This is a genomic window from Erwinia sp. BNK-24-b (assembly GCF_047456155.1).
Taxonomy (GTDB): Bacteria; Pseudomonadota; Gammaproteobacteria; order Enterobacterales; family Enterobacteriaceae; genus Erwinia; species Erwinia phyllosphaerae.
The window spans coordinates 635,720-655,365 of the sequence record NZ_CP179901.1 but is presented as its reverse complement, the minus strand read 5'-3'; the positions used below and the strand labels follow the sequence as shown (position 1 = coordinate 655,365).

Annotated in this window: 19 protein-coding genes; 14 read left to right on the top strand and 5 right to left on the bottom strand. The window is 54.9% G+C overall.

All coding sequences use genetic code 11. The features are described 5' to 3' along the window. Positions 1-340 precede the first annotated feature (340 nt). Entirely contained in the window at positions 341-1,084 is a 744-nt protein-coding gene (locus tag ACMGGR_RS03050; protein WP_246760049.1) for a bactofilin family protein, read from the top strand. A gap of 109 nt (positions 1,085-1,193) precedes the next feature. Here the strand turns inward: ACMGGR_RS03050 and tkt are convergent, their stop codons facing one another. Further along, on the bottom strand, positions 1,194-3,185 hold the full coding sequence (gene tkt / locus ACMGGR_RS03045) for a transketolase (protein WP_246760048.1): 1,992 nt from the start codon (positions 3,183-3,185) through the stop codon (positions 1,194-1,196). A gap of 274 nt (positions 3,186-3,459) precedes the next feature. On the opposite strand from tkt, the gene ACMGGR_RS03040 reads away from it, so the two are divergent. Continuing rightward, the gene (locus ACMGGR_RS03040; protein ID WP_414148133.1) at positions 3,460-4,212 is read left to right on the top strand and encodes a M48 family metallopeptidase; all 753 of its coding nucleotides are present in this window, start codon (positions 3,460-3,462) and stop codon (positions 4,210-4,212) included. Positions 4,213-4,323: 111 nt separating this feature from the next. On the opposite strand, the gene speB is transcribed toward ACMGGR_RS03040, so the two are convergent. From speB to ACMGGR_RS03025, 3 genes are all read right to left on the bottom strand, one after another. Then, complete coding sequence (speB, locus tag ACMGGR_RS03035) at positions 4,324-5,247, bottom strand: agmatinase (protein WP_246760046.1); 924 nt, start codon at positions 5,245-5,247, stop codon at positions 4,324-4,326. Between the two features lie 141 nt (positions 5,248-5,388). Further along, complete coding sequence (gene speA, locus ACMGGR_RS03030) at positions 5,389-7,365, bottom strand: biosynthetic arginine decarboxylase (protein WP_246760045.1); 1,977 nt, start codon at positions 7,363-7,365, stop codon at positions 5,389-5,391. Then, positions 7,358-7,459 carry a hypothetical protein gene (locus ACMGGR_RS03025; RefSeq protein ID WP_414148902.1) on the bottom strand — a complete coding sequence of 34 codons (102 nt, stop codon included), beginning with the start codon at positions 7,457-7,459 and terminating at the stop codon, positions 7,358-7,360. The genes speA and ACMGGR_RS03025 overlap by 8 nt, the downstream gene beginning before the upstream one ends. A gap of 675 nt (positions 7,460-8,134) precedes the next feature. Here ACMGGR_RS03025 and metK point away from each other — a divergent pair. From metK to ruvX, 8 genes are all read left to right on the top strand, one after another. Further along, positions 8,135-9,289: a methionine adenosyltransferase gene (gene metK / locus ACMGGR_RS03020; RefSeq protein ID WP_246760044.1), complete on the top strand. Its 1,155-nt coding sequence runs from the start codon at positions 8,135-8,137 to the stop codon at positions 9,287-9,289. Positions 9,290-9,702: 413 nt separating this feature from the next. Further along, a complete protein-coding gene (locus tag ACMGGR_RS03015) occupies positions 9,703-11,097 on the top strand; it encodes a sugar porter family MFS transporter (RefSeq protein WP_246760043.1) in 1,395 nt (464 codons plus the stop codon). Between the two features lie 69 nt (positions 11,098-11,166). Next, complete coding sequence (locus ACMGGR_RS03010) at positions 11,167-11,691, top strand: SprT family zinc-dependent metalloprotease (protein WP_414148132.1); 525 nt, start codon at positions 11,167-11,169, stop codon at positions 11,689-11,691. Positions 11,692-11,787: 96 nt separating this feature from the next. Beyond that, positions 11,788-12,501: a deoxyribonuclease I gene (endA, locus tag ACMGGR_RS03005; RefSeq protein ID WP_414148131.1), complete on the top strand. Its 714-nt coding sequence runs from the start codon at positions 11,788-11,790 to the stop codon at positions 12,499-12,501. A gap of 73 nt (positions 12,502-12,574) precedes the next feature. Further along, complete coding sequence (gene rsmE, locus ACMGGR_RS03000) at positions 12,575-13,306, top strand: 16S rRNA (uracil(1498)-N(3))-methyltransferase (protein ID WP_246760040.1); 732 nt, start codon at positions 12,575-12,577, stop codon at positions 13,304-13,306. Positions 13,307-13,359: 53 nt separating this feature from the next. Continuing rightward, the gene (gene gshB, locus ACMGGR_RS02995) at positions 13,360-14,304 is read left to right on the top strand and encodes a glutathione synthase (RefSeq protein WP_246760039.1); all 945 of its coding nucleotides are present in this window, start codon (positions 13,360-13,362) and stop codon (positions 14,302-14,304) included. Positions 14,305-14,394: 90 nt separating this feature from the next. Then, positions 14,395-14,958, top strand: a complete 564-nt coding sequence (locus ACMGGR_RS02990; RefSeq protein ID WP_246760038.1) for a YqgE/AlgH family protein — start codon at positions 14,395-14,397, stop codon at positions 14,956-14,958. After that, positions 14,958-15,380 carry a Holliday junction resolvase RuvX gene (ruvX, locus tag ACMGGR_RS02985; protein ID WP_246760037.1) on the top strand — a complete coding sequence of 141 codons (423 nt, stop codon included), beginning with the start codon at positions 14,958-14,960 and terminating at the stop codon, positions 15,378-15,380. The genes ACMGGR_RS02990 and ruvX overlap by 1 nt, the downstream gene beginning before the upstream one ends. A 103-nt stretch (positions 15,381-15,483) precedes the next feature. On the opposite strand, the gene ACMGGR_RS02980 is transcribed toward ruvX, so the two are convergent. Further along, positions 15,484-16,476 (bottom strand): type IV pilus twitching motility protein PilT, encoded by a 993-nt coding sequence (locus tag ACMGGR_RS02980; protein ID WP_414148130.1) that lies wholly within the window; start codon positions 16,474-16,476, stop codon positions 15,484-15,486. A gap of 15 nt (positions 16,477-16,491) precedes the next feature. Here ACMGGR_RS02980 and ACMGGR_RS02975 point away from each other — a divergent pair, with 15 nt between their 5' ends. Genes ACMGGR_RS02975 through hemW form a run of 4 tightly spaced genes read left to right on the top strand, consistent with a single transcriptional unit; the run spans position 16,492 to position 19,503 of the window. After that, entirely contained in the window at positions 16,492-17,190 is a 699-nt protein-coding gene (locus ACMGGR_RS02975; RefSeq protein WP_246760035.1) for a YggS family pyridoxal phosphate-dependent enzyme, read from the top strand. Between the two features lie 15 nt (positions 17,191-17,205). After that, the gene (locus ACMGGR_RS02970; protein ID WP_414148129.1) at positions 17,206-17,757 is read left to right on the top strand and encodes a YggT family protein; all 552 of its coding nucleotides are present in this window, start codon (positions 17,206-17,208) and stop codon (positions 17,755-17,757) included. Between the two features lie 20 nt (positions 17,758-17,777). Continuing rightward, positions 17,778-18,371 (top strand): RdgB/HAM1 family non-canonical purine NTP pyrophosphatase, encoded by a 594-nt coding sequence (rdgB, locus tag ACMGGR_RS02965; RefSeq protein ID WP_414148128.1) that lies wholly within the window; start codon positions 17,778-17,780, stop codon positions 18,369-18,371. Next, positions 18,364-19,503, top strand: a complete 1,140-nt coding sequence (gene hemW, locus ACMGGR_RS02960) for a radical SAM family heme chaperone HemW (RefSeq protein ID WP_246760032.1) — start codon at positions 18,364-18,366, stop codon at positions 19,501-19,503. Before rdgB ends, hemW begins: the two co-directional genes overlap by 8 nt. The last annotated feature ends 143 nt before the right edge of the window (positions 19,504-19,646 follow it).

Here is a 19,646-nt window from a genome sequence, read left to right as displayed (position 1 = left end):
ACGGTTCAGCTACAATAAAGACAATGCGGAATAATTGGAATGCGCCAGATCAATCGTCAGCTTAAAAATCTGACCTGCATCACATTTAAGTGAGTTTCTGCATAAAAAACAGACCGATTTAGTGACGGTTGGTAGTACAGTAGCTTTTACTGCTGGTAACGTAAAAATAACCAATTGGCGACACTATTGACGGACTTTTCTTACTTACGCAGTTTAGTAACCTGTTTTTTTACTCTGATAACCGTTTCCAGGAGGGAAACGCTGGCGATACGCCGTGTAAGGGTGCGGCGGGTGCAGGACAGCGCTGGCGTCTTTTTTCTGGTCATTTGTAGACCGGTCTATGAACTACAACCTGCTTTGGTATGTCTGGATAATCTGGGCTTCGGCATTGATTATTTATGCGCTGAGCTGGGGAACCACGCTGATGCTGGTTCGCCAGTATTGGGGCTTGCTGATGACTGCGGCTTCTGCGGTTATCACCTTTCTTGCATTCAGGAAACTCACGTTAAATAAGGAAATAATGATGTTTAAACGTAAAGAGAGCGGTTATCACCCCACCGCACAATCAACCCACGCCTCTTTTGATAATGGACGTGCCTTACCGCCGGACGACGATTTTGAAGAGAGCGTTTCTGCCGCAACGATAGTTAACGCCGCCAGTCTTAACGCCAACGCCAATACCAACACCGCGACTATTCCAGAAACCTGTACCATCGTGGGAGAGATTAACGCGGTAGGCGATATCCACGTTAACGGCAGCGTAAGCGGCAAAATCAATTCCGAGAAAACGGTGTACGTGCAGAAAAATGGCCGCGTGGATGGCGAAATCTGGGCGCAGCGTACCGAGATCAGCGGCGAGCTGAAGGGGTTGTGTCACAGCCGTGAAGTAGCCATCAACGCTAACGGCTTTATGGACGGCACTATTGAGTGCGATTCGCTGGCGGTCAATCAGCTGGGCAAATTCTACGGCCAGTCGAAGCCTTATGAAGAGGTCAGGGAAAAAGAGAGCGGCGTGGTGAAAAATTTTGCTGAAACGCATCTACAGCCCAGCCAGGACTTTCATCTGAGAGAGACGATACAGTAGCGTTCAGAAGGTGAAAGCGGTGTCCGCGCTTCGCGCCCTGGGGCTACCTGCCGGACCCGCTTTCGATTTAAGCTTGAGATCCGCCTGCCGGGCAGGCGAATCTTTGCCGTTACAGCAGCTCTTTTGCCCTGGCAACCACGTTATCTACGGTAAAGCCGAAGATTTCGAACAGCTTTTCAGCCGGGGCCGACTCGCCGAAGGTGGTCATGCCGACAACTGCGCCGTTCAGGCCGGTATACTTGTACCAGTAGTCTGCGATACCCGCTTCGATAGCCACGCGCGCGCTAACCGCTTTTGGCAGCACGGCTTCACGGTAGGTGGCATCCTGCTTGTCGAAAGCATCGGTAGAAGGCATGGAAACCACGCGAGCCTTGTGCCCTTCTGCCGTCAGTTTTTCATATGCGCTAACCGCCAGCTCAACTTCAGAACCGGTTGCGATCAGGATCACGTCCGGCGTGCCTGCACAATCTTTCAGGATATAGGCACCGCGGGCGACGTTAGCCAGCTGTTCAGCATCACGATCCTGCTGCGCCAGGTTCTGGCGAGAGAAAATCAGCGCGGTTGGGCCATCGTGACGTTCAATGGCATATTTCCACGCAACGGCAGATTCAACCTGGTCGCACGGACGCCAGACGCTCATGTTAGGCGTGACGCGCAGGCTGGCCAGCTGCTCAACCGGCTGGTGCGTCGGGCCATCTTCGCCCAGACCGATAGAGTCGTGGGTGTAAACCATCACCTGACGGATTTTCATCAGCGCGGCCATGCGGGCTGCGTTACGCGCATATTCCACGAACATCAGGAAGGTTGCGGTATAAGGCAGGAAACCGCCGTGCAGCGTAATACCGTTAGCGATAGCGGTCATGCCGAACTCACGCACGCCGTAGTGGATATAGTTGCCTGCCGCATCTTCATTGATTGGCTTAGAGCCGGACCACATGGTCAGGTTGCTCGGGGCCAGGTCAGCGGAGCCGCCCAGGTATTCCGGCAGCAGCTTGCCAAAAGCTTCCAGCGCATTCTGAGAAGCTTTACGGCTGGCGATTTTCGCCGGATTAGCCTGCAGCTGCTCGATAAACTTCTGCGATTCGGCCTGCCAGTTTTCCGGCAGCTCGTTTTTCACGCGGCGCTGGAATTCCAGAGCCAGCTCCGGATGAGCTTTGGCGTAGGCGGCGAACTTCTCGTTCCATGCCGCTTCTTTTGCCTGGCCCGCTTCTTTGGCATCCCACTGCGCATAGATATCCTGGGGGATTTCAAACGGCGCGTGGTTCCAGCCCAGCTGCTTGCGGGTCAGTGCAATTTCATCTTCGCCCAGCGGCGCGCCGTGGGAATCGTGCGTGCCCGCTTTGTTTGGCGAACCGAAGCCGATGACGGTTTTGCACATCAGCAGAGAAGGCTTGTCGCTGACGGCTTTCGCTTCTTCAACCGCTTTACGAATAGCTTCTGCATCGTGACCATCTACACCGCGCACCACGTGCCAGCCGTAGGCTTCAAAGCGCTGTGCGGTATCGTCGGTAAACCAGCCGTCGATATGGCCATCAATAGAGATGCCGTTGTCGTCATAGAAAGCGACCAGTTTGCCCAGCTTCAGCGTGCCTGCCAGCGAGCAAACTTCATGGGAGATACCTTCCATCATGCAGCCGTCACCCATAAATACATAGGTGTGGTGATCGACAACGTTATGGCCCGGACGGTTGAACTGTGCGGCCAGAGTGCGCTCGGCAATCGCCATCCCTACGGCGTTGGCGATGCCCTGCCCCAGCGGGCCGGTAGTGGTTTCTACGCCTGCGGTATAGCCGAATTCCGGGTGACCTGGAGTTTTAGAGTGCAGCTGACGGAAGTTAGCCAGCTCGGCAACGGGCAGATCGTAGCCGCTGAGGTGCAGCAGGCTGTAAATCAGCATGGAGCCGTGACCGTTAGACAGCACAAAGCGGTCGCGATCGGCCCATAGCGGGTTGGTTGGGTTATGGTTCAGGAAATCACGCCATAACACCTCGGCAATATCCGCCATGCCCATAGGCGCGCCCGGGTGGCCGGATTTGGCTTTCTGTACAGCATCCATACTTAATGCGCGAATGGCGTTCGCAAGCTCTTTACGAGAAGACATGTTCTACTCCAGGTCGGATTAAAGGCTTCGCCGTCCTTAACCTATTTTAATCAATTAGTTATCAGGCAAAGCTGCAAAAGACGACCCTCAATGTACATGAAAGAGCGGCCGGATGTACATGGTGAAAAGTGCAAAAAATCAGGGCGATACTTGCTTTTTTCAGACAGGAGAACTATGCATTCAGGCACGAAAAGTTAACATTAGCCCTTCTTTCTTTCCTGCCTGTATTGGCAGGTGTTTGTTTTTATTACCTTGTTATCTAACGGATGGAAAAATGAAAATACCCGCCTCACTTATGGCGCTCTGCGTCGCTACCGCACTTTCTGGCTGCCAGAATTTTGACAGTAATGCGCTTATGCAGTCGGGCGCCCAGGCTTACCAGGCCGCTTCGCTCAGCGATGCGCAGGTTAAGGAACTGAGCGTAAAGTCGTGTGAACAGATGGATAGCGAAGCGCAGATCGCGCCAGCCGACAGCGTTTATACGCAGCGGCTCAACAAAATTGCGGCCGCGCTTGGCGATAATATTAACGGCACACCGGCTAACTATAAGGTTTACCTGACCAAAGACGTTAACGCATGGGCAATGGCAAACGGCTGCATCCGCGTCTACAGCGGCCTGATGGATATGATGACCGATAACGAAGTGGAAGGCGTACTGGGCCACGAGATGGGCCACGTTGCGCTGGGCCATACGCGTCGCGCCATGCAGGTTGCGTATGGTACAACGGCGTTACGCTCTGCTGCCGCCTCCGTGGGCGGCATTGCCGCAACGCTTTCACAGTCGCAGCTGGGCGAGCTGGGCGAAAAACTGGTTAACGCCCAGTTCTCGCAAAAGCAGGAGTCACAGGCCGACGATTACTCTTTCGATCTGCTGAAAAAACGCGGTATCAGTCCGCTGGGGCTAGAAACCAGTTTTGAAAAGCTGGCGAAGCTGGAAGGCAGCAGCACCAGCACTATGTTCGATTCTCACCCTTCCTCCACCTCTCGCGCGCAGCACATTAAAGAACGTATTGCGGCCGGGAAGTAAAGCGAGTAACGGCAGGTCGCGCATCTTGTGGCCTTGCTTTCAAGGTACAACGTCTCGCCTTCGTAGCGAGACGTTTCAGACTGCCGACAAACTTGCAGGGCAGCTCAGCGCTTATTCGCCTTTATTGACGGCCTGAACGTGCAGCATATCCAGTGCCAGCGTCGCGGCAGCCAGCGCGGTGATATCGGACTGGTCGTAACCCGGTGCCACTTCCACCAGATCCATACCGACAATGTTCAAGCCCTGCAGACCGCGTACCAGTTTGGTCGCTTTATCCGAAGTCAGGCCGCCCACAACCGGCGTACCTGTACCTGGCGCATGAGCCGGATCCAGACAGTCGATATCAAAAGTCAGGTAAACAGGCATATCGCCGACGATCTCTTTGACCTGGGCAATGATGTCGTCAACGCTGCGATCGTTGATTTGCGCCGCGTCCAGTACGTTAAAGCCCAGCGAGGCGTCAAACTCGGTGCGGATCCCAATCTGTACCGAGCGGGTCGGATCGATCAGATCTTCCTGTGGCGCAGTATAAAACATGGTGCCGTGGTCAAATTTCGGGCCGTTGGAGTAGGTATCGGTATGGGCATCGAAATGTACCAGCGCCAGCTTGCCAAAATGTTTTGCGTGCGCGCGCAGCAACGGCAGCGTGACATAGTGGTCGCCGCCAAACGTCATCATGCGCTTGCCGTTAGCCAGCAGTTTTTCCGCATGCGCCTGCAGTTTGTCGCTCATATCCTGCGAATCGCCAAAGGCATAAACCAGATCGCCGCAGTCCACCACCTTCAGACGCTGGCGCAGATCAAAATTCCACGGCCAGCGGCAGCCTTCCCATGCCAGGTTAGTAGAAATCTGGCGGATCGCGCCTGGCCCTAAGCGACTGCCCGGACGACCGGAAGTCGCGGCGTCAAAAGGTACGCCGGTGATAACCCATTCGGCATCGCTGTCGTAAGGCTGAAAGTTAACCGGAAAACGCATGAAACCAAAGGCGTTTGAAACTAAAGAGTTATCGTACTGGTTACCCAGAGTATTGTTCATAACAGATCCTCTTTTACCGTCGGCCAGACCGGCCTTGCTGATAAAAATAAAAAAAATCCCCGCCGCGTCGTTAGGCCCGACGAGGAAGGGATTTCGGTTCGGCAGAGAATGCTCTGCCCAAAAGCGCTATGCGGTTAAGGCTTACTCATCTTCCAGATAAGTATAACCGTACAGTCCCGCCTCAAACTCTTCGATAAACTGCGCGCGTAGCTCGTCGTCCAGATCGCTTTCGGTAATCTGCTTGCGGAAATGCGTCAGCAGCTCTTTTGGATCCAGCTGCACATATTCCAGCATATCCGCCACGGTATCGCCTTCGTCCGACAGCTGCACGTCCACGCGGCCATCCGCATAGGCGAACACGTCGACCGCTTCGGTATCGCCAAACAGGTTGTGCATATTGCCCAAAATTTCCTGATAGGCGCCAACCATAAAGAAGCCCAGCATCGGCGGATTATCCACATCGTACTGCGGCATCGGCATGGTGGTGGCAATACCGTCGCCGTCCACATAGTGATCGATGGTGCCGTCAGAGTCGCAGGTGATGTCCAGCAGCACCGCGCGGCGCTCTGGCTTTTTATTCAGGCCTTCCAGCGGCAGGACCGGGAACAGCTGATCGATACCCCAGGCGTCCGGCATTGACTGGAACAGCGAGAAGTTGACGTAGATCTTGTCCGCCATCCGCTCCTGTAATTCGTCGATGATTGGACGGTGCGCGCGGTTGCCCGGATCGAGATGCTGCTGAATATAGTTACAGACGCTCAGGTAAAGCTGTTCCGCCCAGGCGCGCTGCTCAAGGTTGTAGGTTCCCTGAGAGTAGCCGGTATGGATATCGAACAGATCCATCTGGCTGTCGTGCAGCCACTCACGCAGCGAACGGCGATTGTTCGGCTCGTGCATCTCCTGCCAGGTGTCCCACAGGCTGATAATCGGGCGAGGTGCATCTTCCGGTGGCGACTGCGGCGTAATAAATTCATTCCGCTCTACGCCGATAATGTTGGAAACCAGCACCGTATGGTGCGCGGTTACCGCGCGGCCCGATTCGGTAATCACCGTTGGATGCGGCAGGTTATGCTCTTCGCAGGCGTCACCGATAGCCCAGATAACGTTGTTAGCGTATTCGTTCAGGCCGTAGTTCACTGAACAGTCGGACTGCGAGCGCGTCCCTTCGTAATCCACGCCCAGGCCGCCGCCAACGTCAAAACATTGAATGTTAACGCCTAGCTTTGCCAGCTCAACATAGAAACGAGCGGATTCGCGCACGCCGGTAGCGATATCGCGGATATTGGCCATCTGCGAACCAAGGTGGAAATGCAGCAGCTGAAGGCTGTCTATACGCCCCGCTTCACGCATGATTTCTACCAGCTTCAGCACCTGCGTAGCCGACAGGCCGAACTTGGATTTTTCACCGCCGCTGGACTGCCATTTGCCGGAGCCCTGCGAAGCCAGACGCGCGCGAATACCCAGGCGCGGCACGACGTTCAGACGCTCGGCCTCTTCCAGCACCAGCTTCACTTCGGTCATTTTTTCCAGCACCAGATAGACTTTGTGGCCCATCTTTTCGCCAATCAGCGCCAGACGAATATATTCGCGATCTTTGTAGCCGTTACAAACAATCACCGAACGCGTCATGCCCGCGTGCGCCAGCACCGCCATCAGCTCCGCTTTGGAACCGGCTTCCAGACCCAGCGGCTCGCCGGAATTGATCAGCGATTCGATAACGCGCTTGTGCTGGTTAACCTTAATCGGATAGACCAGGAAATAGTCGCCACGGTAGCCATAAGATTCCCGCGCGCGTTTAAAAGCGGCGTTAATAGAACGCAGGCGATGCTGCAAAATCTGTGGGAAACAGAACAGCGCAGGCAGGCGCTGACCGTCGGCCTCGCGCTCTTTCACCAGCTTTGCCAGATCGACGCGCGCTTCCGGCACGTCCGGATCCGGACAAACGCTGATGTGTCCCAGTTCGTTGACGTCGTAATAGTTATTGCCCCACCAGGCAATATTGTAGGTGCGCAGCATTTTGCTGGCATCTTGATCGCTCATGGCCACCTCCTGCATTGAGCGGAGTACACCCTGTTCGCCTGCTGACGAACCCTTAATCATCTTGCTGTCGTCAGACATCGCGAGCCTCGAATTTCATTGATGCGGAACAGTTCACTACTATCGCAGGGAAAACCCACGACAACAACCCATCGACTACCGGGAAGCTCAGCATAAAACGCTGAAGCACCGCACCAGGCGATAGCAGAAGTATAACATTAAACACGTCGCGGACTCCGGGAAGGGGTCAGAGAGCCAATCATGGCGCGCTCAGCCTGGCTGAGAGAACCAGAAGCAAGAGATTACTCGCGGTAAATGTCGGGATCATGACCGACATCGCCGCAACATCGGCACAGCGCAAGAGCAGAAAAAATTAAGGAGAGAGTTCGCACGCCAGAATGGCGTAATGGACCGGCCACGATCATTACTTTCATCACCTCCACACAAGACTGTGGACAACAAAAAAGCGGGTGAAAAGCCAGCGTGAAAGGCTTCACGGCTGACGTGCCTGCCACCGCACCGGAAACGCCGGAATCAGGCAGCGGCGTTTTATACAACCAGCGTTAGCAGAATGCAAAATTAAAATGTAAGGAGTCTCTAAAGCCTCAGGCGAAATTGCCGATTTTTATAAAATGTCCGGCTTGTTTCTGCTAAAAAATGCTGGCAATCTGTTTAACGCGTAACCTAAAATAGCCGTCCAGATGTTAATCCATCTATACTGGTTAACTTCTAAGCGTCTTCAAATCATTGTACTGCTCATGGCTTTGCCTGAGGGGGCGCAAAGAAAGAGACCGTTTCTTTTCAGCGCGATGCAGTCGATCCCAACCCGTTTCAGTAAGGTAAAGAATTAATGGCTAAACACCTTTTTACTTCCGAGTCCGTATCAGAAGGACATCCTGATAAAATCGCCGACCAGATCTCAGATGCCGTGCTTGATGCCATTCTTGAGCAGGATCCGAAAGCACGCGTCGCTTGCGAAACCTACGTTAAGACCGGCATGGTGCTGGTAGGTGGCGAAATTACCACCAGCGCGTGGGTAGATATTGAAGAGATCACCCGTAATACCGTGCGTGAAATCGGCTATGTCCATTCCGATATGGGCTTTGATGCCAACTCTTGTGCCGTACTGAATGCTATCGGCAAACAGTCTCCGGACATTAACCAGGGCGTTGACCGTGCCGATCCGCTGGAACAGGGCGCAGGCGACCAGGGTCTGATGTTTGGTTATGCGACCAACGAAACCGACGTGCTGATGCCAGCGCCGGTTACCTATGCGCACCGTCTGGTGCAGCGCCAGTCAGAAGTTCGTAAAAACGGCACCCTGCCGTGGCTGCGTCCGGATGCAAAAAGCCAGATCACTTTCCAGTACGACGCCGGTAAAATTGTGGGCATCGATGCGGTAGTGCTGTCGACTCAGCACTCAGAAGATATTGGCCAGAAAGATCTGCAGGAAGCGGTCATGGAAGAGATCATCAAGCCGGTTCTGCCTGCTGAATGGATCAACGCCGGTACCAAATACCACATTAACCCGACCGGCCGTTTTGTTATCGGTGGCCCAATGGGCGACTGTGGCCTGACCGGTCGTAAAATTATCGTTGATACCTACGGCGGCATGGCTCGTCACGGCGGCGGCGCGTTCTCTGGTAAAGATCCTTCTAAAGTTGACCGTTCAGCAGCCTATGCCGCGCGTTACGTAGCGAAAAACATCGTGGCCGCGGGTCTGGCAGACCGTTGTGAAATTCAGGTTTCCTACGCGATTGGCGTGGCGGAGCCAACTTCCATCATGGTAGAAACCTTCGGGACAGAAAAAATTTCTACCGAGCAGCTGACGCTGCTGGTGCGTGAGTTCTTCGATCTGCGCCCTTACGGCCTGATTCAGATGCTGGATCTGCTGCACCCGATTTACCGCGAGACGGCAGCGTATGGTCACTTTGGCCGCGAGCACTTCCCGTGGGAAAAAACCGACAAAGCGGCGCAGTTGCGTGAAGCAGCCGGCCTGAAGTAAGGTTTTACCTATTACAATGAGGGCACCCACGGGGTGCCCTTTTTGCTGCCTGGACACTGGCAAATTGCTACAGTCCGTATACACTTTTGCAGGCTTTTTGGGACGCCAGTGTTAACGGTTACATTCAGAAACATCATGCAGCATCTGATAATTAAGAATTTCCAGCCTTAACAATGGCACCTCGAATGCGCTATTTTCAGCGCTGTCCGATGGAGTGCCCACGGGGAACCAGGCGAGACTGTTAAATGCTATGCCGGAACGGTTATAAAGCGTAAGCGCGTGTGAAAACCTCTGTTTTCAGAAAGATCTGGTGTGTAACCGATTACACCAGTGTGATCCGCCGCACAGTCTTTCGCGCCAGGTTTTTTTAACATTTATAAAAACAATATGCAGTACAACAATATGGAGGCTTCATGCCTGATAATAAGAAACCGAGCAGGACATCTAATAAGGCAATGACCTTATTTGTTTGTCTGCTTGCCGCACTCGCCGGGCTGCTTTTCGGGCTGGACATCGGCGTGATTGCCGGCGCTCTGCCTTTCATTGCCAGGGATTTCAACGTCACTCCTCATCAGCAGGAATGGATTGTCAGCTCAATGATGTTTGGTGCTGCGGTCGGTGCCGTCGGCAGCGGCTGGATGTCTTCTCATCTGGGCCGTAAAAAAAGCCTGATGATTGGCGCAGTGCTGTTTGTGATCGGCTCGCTCTGGTCAGCTATGTCCGGAAGCGCGGATATGCTGATTGTGGCTCGCGTGCTGCTGGGCCTGGCCGTTGGCGTGGCATCCTACACCGCCCCGCTTTATCTTTCTGAAATTGCACCAGAAAAAATTCGCGGCAGTATGATTTCTCTTTACCAGCTGATGATCACTATCGGTATTCTGGGTGCCTATCTGTCTGATACCGCATTCAGCTACACCGGCGAATGGCGCTGGATGCTGGGCGTCATCACCATTCCTGCGGCCCTGCTGCTGGTTGGCGTTTGCTTCCTGCCTAACAGCCCGCGCTGGCTAGCGGCAAGAGGCAACTTCCGTGATGCACAGCGCGTGCTCGATCGACTGCGCGACACCAGCGAACAGGCGAAACGCGAGCTGGATGAAATCCGTGAAAGCCTGAAAATCAAACAGTCCGGCTGGAATCTTTTCCAGAACAACAGCAATTTCCGCCGCGCGGTCTGGCTGGGTATTCTGCTGCAGGTCATGCAGCAGTTCACCGGCATGAACGTAATCATGTACTACGCGCCGAAAATTTTTGAAATCGCGGGCTTTACCAATACCACCGAGCAGATGTGGGGAACCGTTATCGTTGGTCTGATCAACGTGCTGGCTACCTTTATCGCTATCGGCCTGGTTGACCGCTGGGGCCGTAAGCCTACGCTGAAGCTGGGCTTCCTGGTCATGGCTATCGGCATGGGCGTGCTGGGTACAATGCTGCACGTGGGCATTCACTCTTCCACCGCGCAGTACTTTGCTATCGCCATGCTGCTGATGTTTATCATCGGCTTCGCGATGAGTGCCGGCCCGCTGATTTGGGTACTCTGTTCTGAAATTCAGCCGCTGAAAGGCCGCGATTTCGGTATCACCGTCTCGACGGCGACCAACTGGATTGCCAACATGATCGTTGGGGCAACCTTCCTGACCATGCTGAACACGCTGGGCAACGCCAACACTTTCTGGGTCTATGCCGGTCTGAATATCATCTTTATTATTCTGACTATCATCCTGATCCCGGAAACCAAAAACGTTTCGCTGGAACATATCGAACGTAACCTGTTAAGCGGCAAAAAGCTGCGCGACATCGGTCAGCGTTAAGCCTTACTGGCCGGGGCAACCCGGCCAGCTTCGTTGAAATCCCCCGCTTCCCATCGTATTCTCTGCCGTATGAAATCCCTTCGTCTCCCCATTGCTTTACAACAGGCAGTCATGCGCTCGCTGCGTGAAAAATTGCAGCTGGCTAACCAGCGCCTTGAGCGGAACTATGCGGAACCTAAGCTGGTTTATCAGCAGCGAGGCACGGCTGCGGGTACCGCGTGGCTGGAAAGCTGGGAAATCCGCCTGAATCCCGTGCTGTTGCTGGAAAACCAGCAGGCTTTTATTGAAGAGGTCGTGCCCCATGAACTGGCGCATCTGCTGACGTGGAAACACTTTGGCCGCGTCGCGCCGCACGGCAAAGAGTGGAAATGGATGATGGAAAGCGTGCTGGATGTGCCCGCGCGGCGTACCCACCAGTTTGCCATCGAATCGGTCCGCAGCCGCTCTTTCCCCTATCGCTGTCGCTGCCAGCAGCATCAGCTTACCGTTCGCCGCCACAATCGCGTTACCCGTGGTGAAAGCGAATACCGCTGCGTGCGCTGCGGCGAGCGCCTGTCGCCTGGTCTGTTCCCGGTTGCTGAAAAATCTGTCTGACGTCAAAAAAATAGCCGATAAGGCACGCGACGGTTTCCGGTTATCCGGCGCTTCTGCTACTCTCGCCGCTTCGTTTGACTGACAGAAAACTGGAATATGTTACGCAAAATTATCGGCTGCCTCTCTTTTTCACTGCTGCTTCCCACCTTCTTTGCGCATGGGTTAAGCCTGAATAACTACCATCAGAACAGTTTCAGCCAGGCAAAGGCTTACGCGGCGCAAATTAACGCGGATGCTCCGGGCTCTTTTTACTGCGGCTGTAAAATTAACTGGCAAGGTAAAAAAGGCGTACCGGATCTGGCTTCCTGTGGCTATAGCGTACGTAAAAACGCCAACCGGGCTAACCGTATCGAATGGGAACACGTTGTCCCGGCCTGGACGTTTGGCCACCAGCGCCAGTGCTGGCAGGAAGGCGGCAGAAAACAGTGCGCGAAAGATGCAGGCTACCGCCGTATCGAATCCGATTTGCATAACCTTCAGCCCGCTATTGGCGAAGTGAACGGCGATCGCGGCAACTTTATGTATAGCCAGTGGAACGGCAGCGAGCATCAGTACGGCCAGTGCGAAATGAAGATCGATTTTAAAAACAAGCAGGCTGAGCCTCCTGCGCGGGCACGTGGCGCCATCGCTCGTACCTGGTTTTATATGCGTGACCAGTACCAGATCGCCATGTCTAAGCAGCAGACCCAGCTGATGACGGTATGGGACAAGCAGTATCCGGTCACGGTCTGGGAGTGCGAGCGCGACAACCGCATCGCTAAAGTGCAGGGCAACCATAATCCCTATGTACAGCGTGCTTGCCAGCGGTAAAATCACTGTCCTAAACTAAACGCCATATTTGGGCCGCGCTCTGCCGCGGTCAGTCACTTGTAGCAGGAACCCCATGCGTATACCTCGCATTTTTCACTCTGAAGCTCTGGTTGTCGGCAGCGAAATCTCTCTTGATGAAGAAGCGGCAAACCATGTCGGTCGCGTATTGCGCATGAATGCGGGCCAGGCCCTGGAATTGTTCGATGGTACTAATCTGACATTTCAGGCCGAAATTGTGCAGGCGGATAAAAAAAATGTGCGCGTCGCCGTGATCGAAAGCCGCGCGGACAGCCGTGAGTCGCCGCTTCACCTGCATTTAGGCCAGGTGATGTCGCGCGGCGAAAAGATGGAGTTCACCATTCAGAAAGCGGTTGAGCTGGGAGTAAATACGATTACCCCCTTGTTTTCTGAGCGCTGTGGCGTAAAGCTTGATGCGCAGAGACTGGCGAAAAAAATTCAGCAGTGGCAGAAAATTGTTATCGCCGCCTGCGAACAGTGCGGCAGAAACCGCGTGCCGGAAGTGCGAGAAGCAATGACGCTGGAAGCCTGGAGCGCCGAACAGGATGACAGCCTGAAGCTCAATTTACATCCGCGAGCCAGCCAGAGCATCAATACGCTGCCACAGCCGGTCGAACGCGTGCGGCTGCTGATTGGGCCTGAAGGCGGGCTGACGGCAGACGAGATCGCCATGACGGCACGCTACGGCTTTACCGACATTCTTTTAGGCCCTCGTGTTCTGCGCACGGAGACCACGGCCCTGACCGCCATTACCGCCCTTCAGGTGCGGTTTGGCGACCTGGGCTGAATGCGCTGAAGGCGTAAAAACGGCAGGCAAAAAAAGCTCAACTGGAGAGACTAATGATTAAGCTTGGCATTGTGATGGACCCTATTACCTCCATCAATATTAAAAAAGACAGCAGCTTCGCCATGCTGCTGGAAGCACAGCGCCGTGGTTACGAAATTCACTATATGGAGATGAAAGATCTCTATCTGCGCGGTGGCGAAGCGCGTGCCTCCACCCGTCTGCTGAGCGTTGAGCAGAACTACGATAAGTGGTTTGAATTTGGCAGCGAGCAGGATATTGCACTGGCCGATCTGAACGTGGTGCTGATGCGTAAAGATCCGCCTTTCGATACCGAATTTATCTACGCCACCTATATCCTGGAGCGCGCGGAAGAGAAAGGCACGCTGATCGTTAACAAACCGCAGAGCCTGCGCGACTGTAACGAAAAACTCTTTACCGCCTGGTTTGCTGAACTGACCCCGGACACGCTGGTAAGCCGTAGCGCGCAGCAGATCCGCGATTTCTGGCAGGAGCATGGCGATATTATCCTGAAGCCGCTGGACGGCATGGGCGGCGCTTCCATTTTCCGCGTGAAGAAAGAAGATCCTAACCTGTCGGTTATTATTGAAACGCTGACCGAGCACGGCAGCTTCTACTGCATGGCGCAAAATTATCTGCCCGCCATTAAGGATGGCGATAAGCGCGTGCTGATGGTTGATGGTGAACCCGTGCCTTATTGCCTGGCCCGTATTCCAAAATCGGGCGAAACGCGCGGTAACCTGGCCGCTGGCGGCCGTGGCGAAGCGCGTCCGCTGTCGGAAAGCGATCTGGAAATCGCCCGTCGCGTCGGCCCTACGTTGAAAAAGAAAGGCCTGATTTTTGTCGGTCTGGACATCATCGGCGACAAACTGACCGAAATCAACGTAACCAGCCCGACCTGCATTCGTGAGATCGAAGCCGCATTCCCAATTTCAATTACTGGTATGCTTATGGATGCGATTGAAAAACGACTGGCCTGATAAGCAAAGGATCGACAGGCCTTCGTGTTAACCCCGTTAATCATCTGTGGCTCCGGCTACAGATGATTAACCCGACTACAGAATCCTGATATGAATTTACAGCATCATTTTTTGATTGCCATGCCCACGCTGCAGGACCCTTTATTTAAACGCTCGGTGGTTTACATCTGCGAGCACAACGATGAAGGCGCCATGGGTATTATTGTGAACAAGCCAATGGAAAACCTTACCGTTGACGGCATTCTCAAAAAGTTAAAAATTGTGCCGGTCCCGCGCGAACCCGAAGTCAAACTCGATAAGCCGGTTTTTGCTGGCGGCCCTCTGGCTGAAGATCGCGGTTTTATCCTGCACTCTGCCCAACACACTTACGCGTCCAGTATTCGCGTATCGGACAACACGGTTATCACTACTTCGCGCGACGTGCTGGAAACGCTGGGCACGCCGGAACAGCCTGACAGCGTGCTGGTTGCGCTGGGCTACTGCGCCTGGGAAAAAGACCAGCTGGAAAGCGAGCTGCTGGAAAACGCCTGGCTGACCATTCCGGCCAACAGCAATATCCTGTTTAAAACCCCCGTTGCCGAGCGCTGGCGCGAAGCGGCGAAGAGCATCGGCGTGGATATCCACAATATCACCAGCGATGTTGGTCACGCCTGATGAGCCACCTTACCCTGCTGGCTTTCGATTTTGGCACCAAAAGCATTGGCGTCGCGGTGGGTCAGCAGCTGACCGGCACCGCTCGCCCTCTACCTGCGCTAAAAGCGCAGGACGGCACGCCCGACTGGCTAAAAATCGAGGCGCTGCTGAAGGAGTGGCAGCCGGATCACGTGGTGGTCGGCCTGCCGTTAAACATGGATGGAACCGAACAACCCCTGACCGCCAGAGCCCGCAAATTCGCCAACCGGCTGCACGGGCGCTTTGGCATTAAGGTAGAGCTGCACGACGAACGTTTGAGCACGGTCGAAGCCCGCGCCGACCTCTTCTCGCGTGGCGGCTTTCGTGCGCTGAACAAAGGCAGCGTCGATTCCCTCTCTGCGGTTATCATTCTTGAAAGCTGGTTTGAAAACGCCTGGAGCTGATTACATACCCGCGTTGCTCCGCCTGCATTGAATTCAGGCGTACCATGTTGTCATAACGCTGAACGCGCCAGGCTGGTAATCAGGCAGGCGGCGCGTTTACCCCTCACGCTATCGCTCCCGCTTTTTGCCGCTCGGCCAGGCTTTGGGCAAACGTCTGCATACCTGCCTGCATGCCGGTTTGCAGCACGCCCGGCAGCTGGTGCGTTTTCCCCTCTCTGATCAGGCTGGCGACGGCTGGCGTGTTTACCAGTACCTCGAACAGCGCCACCCTGCCCTGGTTTTTTCCCGGCACCAGCTTTTGTGCGATCGCGGCCTTCAGGCTACCGGCCAGCTGGCTGCGGATAAGGTTTTTCTCCGCACCGGGAAAAACATCCACCAGCCTGTCGACCGCCTGAGCGGCACCGCGCGTATGCAGCGTTGCCAGCACCAGATGGCCGGTTTCCGCGGCCGTTAGCGCCAGCTGGATGGTTTCGCTATCGCGCAGCTCGCCCAGCAGGATAACGTCCGGATCTTCCCTCAGCGCGGCGCGCAGGCCTGCGCTGAACGAACGACAGTGCTGCCCGATTTCCCGCTGCTGAATCAGCGAGCGCACGCTGCGATGGATAAACTCTACCGGATCTTCCAGCGTCAGAATATGGCGGTTCTGCTGCTGGTTGATCGCGCCGATCAGCGCGGCCAGCGTGGTCGACTTTCCGCTGCCGGTCGCGCCCGTCACCAGCACCAGCCCATCTTCGAGCTGTAACAGCGACTGAGCGACCGGCGGCAGGCCAAGCCCGGCGATATCAGGGCAGCGGTCGCTGATTAGCCGCAGCGCCAGCGAGTTCCCCTGCCGCTGGCAAAACAGATTGGCGCGCAGGCGCGTACCGCCCACCGTCAGCGCAAAATCAAGCTGCCCGGCCCGGGTAAACTCGTCCTGCTGCGCGGCATCCAGCCAGCTGTCGTAAAGCTGCCGCAGCAGCGCATCGCTGGCTGGCAGCGCGCCCGGCATTTTTTCGAGCCGACCAGAAAGCCGCCAGAACGGAGAATGACCACTACAGAGGTGCAGATCGCAGGCGTTATGCTTTACACTAAGCGCCACTAACTCTTCAATATCCATATTAACTCCCTGACTATGACCTCGATTCAGCACAACTTACAGCAAGTCCGCGAGCGAATCTCAGCGGCAGCCGCGCGATGCGGCCGCGATCCGGCAGAAATTACCCTGCTTGCAGTGAGCAAAACAAAACCGTGGAGCGCGATCGAAGAAGCCGCCGCCGCGGGCCAGCGCTGCTTCGGAGAAAATTACGTGCAGGAAGGCGTTGATAAGATCCAGCAGCTGGCAAATCCGGCGCTGGCATGGCACTTTATCGGGCCGCTGCAATCCAATAAAAGTCGGCTGGTCGCCGAAAATTTCGACTGGTGCCACACCGTCGATCGTTTACGGATTGCTACCAGGCTTAACGATCAGCGGCCGGACTCGCTGCCGCCGTTAAACGTGCTGATCCAGATAAATATCAGCGATGAACAGAGTAAATCTGGCATCATGCTGGCGGCGCTACCGGATCTGGCCAGGGAAATTGCTCAGCTGCCGCGCTTAACGCTGCGCGGCCTGATGGCGATACCCGCGCCGGAAGGCGATTACCAGCGTCAGCTGGCCGTTTGTCGCCAGATGGCGGATGCACTGAATGAACTGAAAAAAAACTATGCTTCTGTCGACACGCTCTCTTTAGGCATGAGCGACGATCTGGAAGCAGCTGTCGAGGCAGGCACGACGATGGTGCGCATTGGCACCGCCATTTTTGGCGCGCGCGATTACGGCGCCACTAACTAAACTTTGAGGGACTCCATGCTGACGTTGACTTTTTTGGTATCAACGGTAATTAACCTGTACGTAAAAGTACTGCTGCTGCGCATCTGGATGCAGTGGACAAGATGTGATTTTTACAATCCGTTTTCACAATTTATCGTCAAAATCACGCAGCCGGTCATTCGGCCAATGCGGCGGGTAATCCCTTCCATCGGGCCGCTGGATACCGCTTCTCTGCTGCTGGCTTACGTGCTGAGCGTACTGCTTTTCACCGTGATGTTTACGCTGCAAACCCGGGTGTTTATTTTCGATCCCGTGTTTCTTTATTTTGGTCTGGTCTCGCTGGTTAAAGCTGCAGGCGTGCTGGTATTCTGGGTAATTATTATTCGTTCGCTGATGAGCTGGATAAGCCAGGGCCGCAACCCGGTAGATTACGTTTTGATCCAGCTAACGGAACCGCTGATGGCGCCAATCCGCAGAATTATTCCGGCGATGGGCGGCATCGACTTCTCGGCGATGGCCGTGATCCTGATCCTTTATATGCTCAACTATCTGGGTATGGACTTCATTCCCGGCTGGACGCAGCTCTGATTTTAACTTCTGGATTTGATATGCAAAAAGTAGTACTCGCCACCGGCAACGCTGGAAAAGTTCGTGAACTGGCCGATAAGCTCGCCGCTTTCGGCCTGGATATCGTGGCGCAAACCGACTGTGGCGTAGAGTCAGCTGAAGAGACCGGCCTGACCTTTATCGAAAACGCCCTTCTCAAGGCGCGCCATGCTGCCGCCATTACCGGTTTGCCCGCTATCGCCGACGACTCTGGCCTGGCGGTGGATGCGCTTGGCGGCGCGCCGGGGATTTACTCCGCGCGCTATGCCGACGTGGAGGCAAGCGACAGGCAGAATATTGATAAGCTGCTGCACGCTATGGAAAACGTGGCGGATGGTCAGCGTCAGGCGCAGTTTCACTGCGTGCTGGTTTATCTGCGCCATGCGGAAGACCCCACGCCGCTGGTGTTCCACGGTAGCTGGCAAGGCGAAATAACCCGTACGCTGAACGGTGAAGGCGGATTTGGTTACGATCCCGTGTTTTACGTGCCGGAACTGGGTAAAACCGCAGCGGAACTGAGTAAGGATGAAAAACGGGCCGTTTCACATCGCGGCAAGGCGCTGAGCCTGCTGCTGGAAGCCATGCGTCATGTCTGATTTGCCACCGCTCAGTCTCTATATTCATATCCCCTGGTGCGTGCAGAAATGCCCCTACTGCGATTTCAATTCGCATGCTTTAAAGGGCGAAGTGCCGCACGAAGAGTATGTACGGCATTTGCTGGCCGATCTGGATGCCGATTTGCCGCTGGCGGCTAACCGTGAAGTTGGCACTATCTTTATTGGCGGCGGCACGCCCAGCCTGCTTAGCAGCGAAGCGATGCAGATGCTGATGGACGGCGTGCGGGCGCGTCTGCCGCTTTCGCCAACGGCGGAAATTACGATGGAAGCCAACCCCGGCACCGTTGAAGCCGACCGTTTTAGCGGCTATCAGCGTGCGGGCATCAACCGTATCTCCATTGGCGTGCAGAGTTTTAGCCAGCAAAAGCTGGAGCGCCTTGGACGTATCCACGGCCCGGAAGAAGCAAAGCGCGCGGCAAAGCTGGCTCAGGGGCTTGGCCTGCGCAGCTTTAACCTGGATTTGATGCACGGTCTTCCCGATCAGTCGCTGACCGAAGCGCTGGACGATTTGCGCCAGGCCATCGAGCTGGATCCGCCGCACCTTTCCTGGTATCAGCTGACCATCGAACCAAACACGCTGTTTGCCTCGCGGCCACCGATTCTGCCGGATGACGACGCGCTGTGGGATATTTTTGAACAGGGCCACCAGCTGCTGACGGCTGCGGGCTACGAGCAGTATGAAACCTCTGCCTATGCCAAACCGGGCTATCGCTGCGAGCACAACCTGAACTACTGGCGCTTCGGCGACTATCTGGGCATCGGCTGCGGCGCGCACGGCAAGCTGACGCAGACGGACGGCAGGATTATCCGCACAATTAAAACGCGCCATCCGCGCGGCTTTATGAACGGTAACTATCTGGACAGGCAGTATGAGGTGGCGGAAAAAGAGAAGCCGTTTGAGTTCTTTATGAACCGTTTCCGGCTGCTGGAAGCCGCGCCGCGTGAAGAGTTTACGCGCTATACCGGTCTGGATGAAGACGTTATCCGTGTCGAGCTTGATGAAGCCCTGGCGAAAGGTTATCTGACCGAGACGGCAGAAAACTGGCAGGTCACGGAAAAGGGCAAGCTGTTTCTGAATTCCCTGCTGGAGCTGTTTCTGTCTGAAGACTAAGCGGCGCGTTGATCAAACGATCCCTTTTGCAAACCGGGATCGTTTTTTTTAGCTGCTCTGCCTTGTATATTTTCCTGCTATCCCCGTTATCTGCAAAGGTAAATTTTCTACGCCGTAATTATTACTCTTCTCAGACAATAATT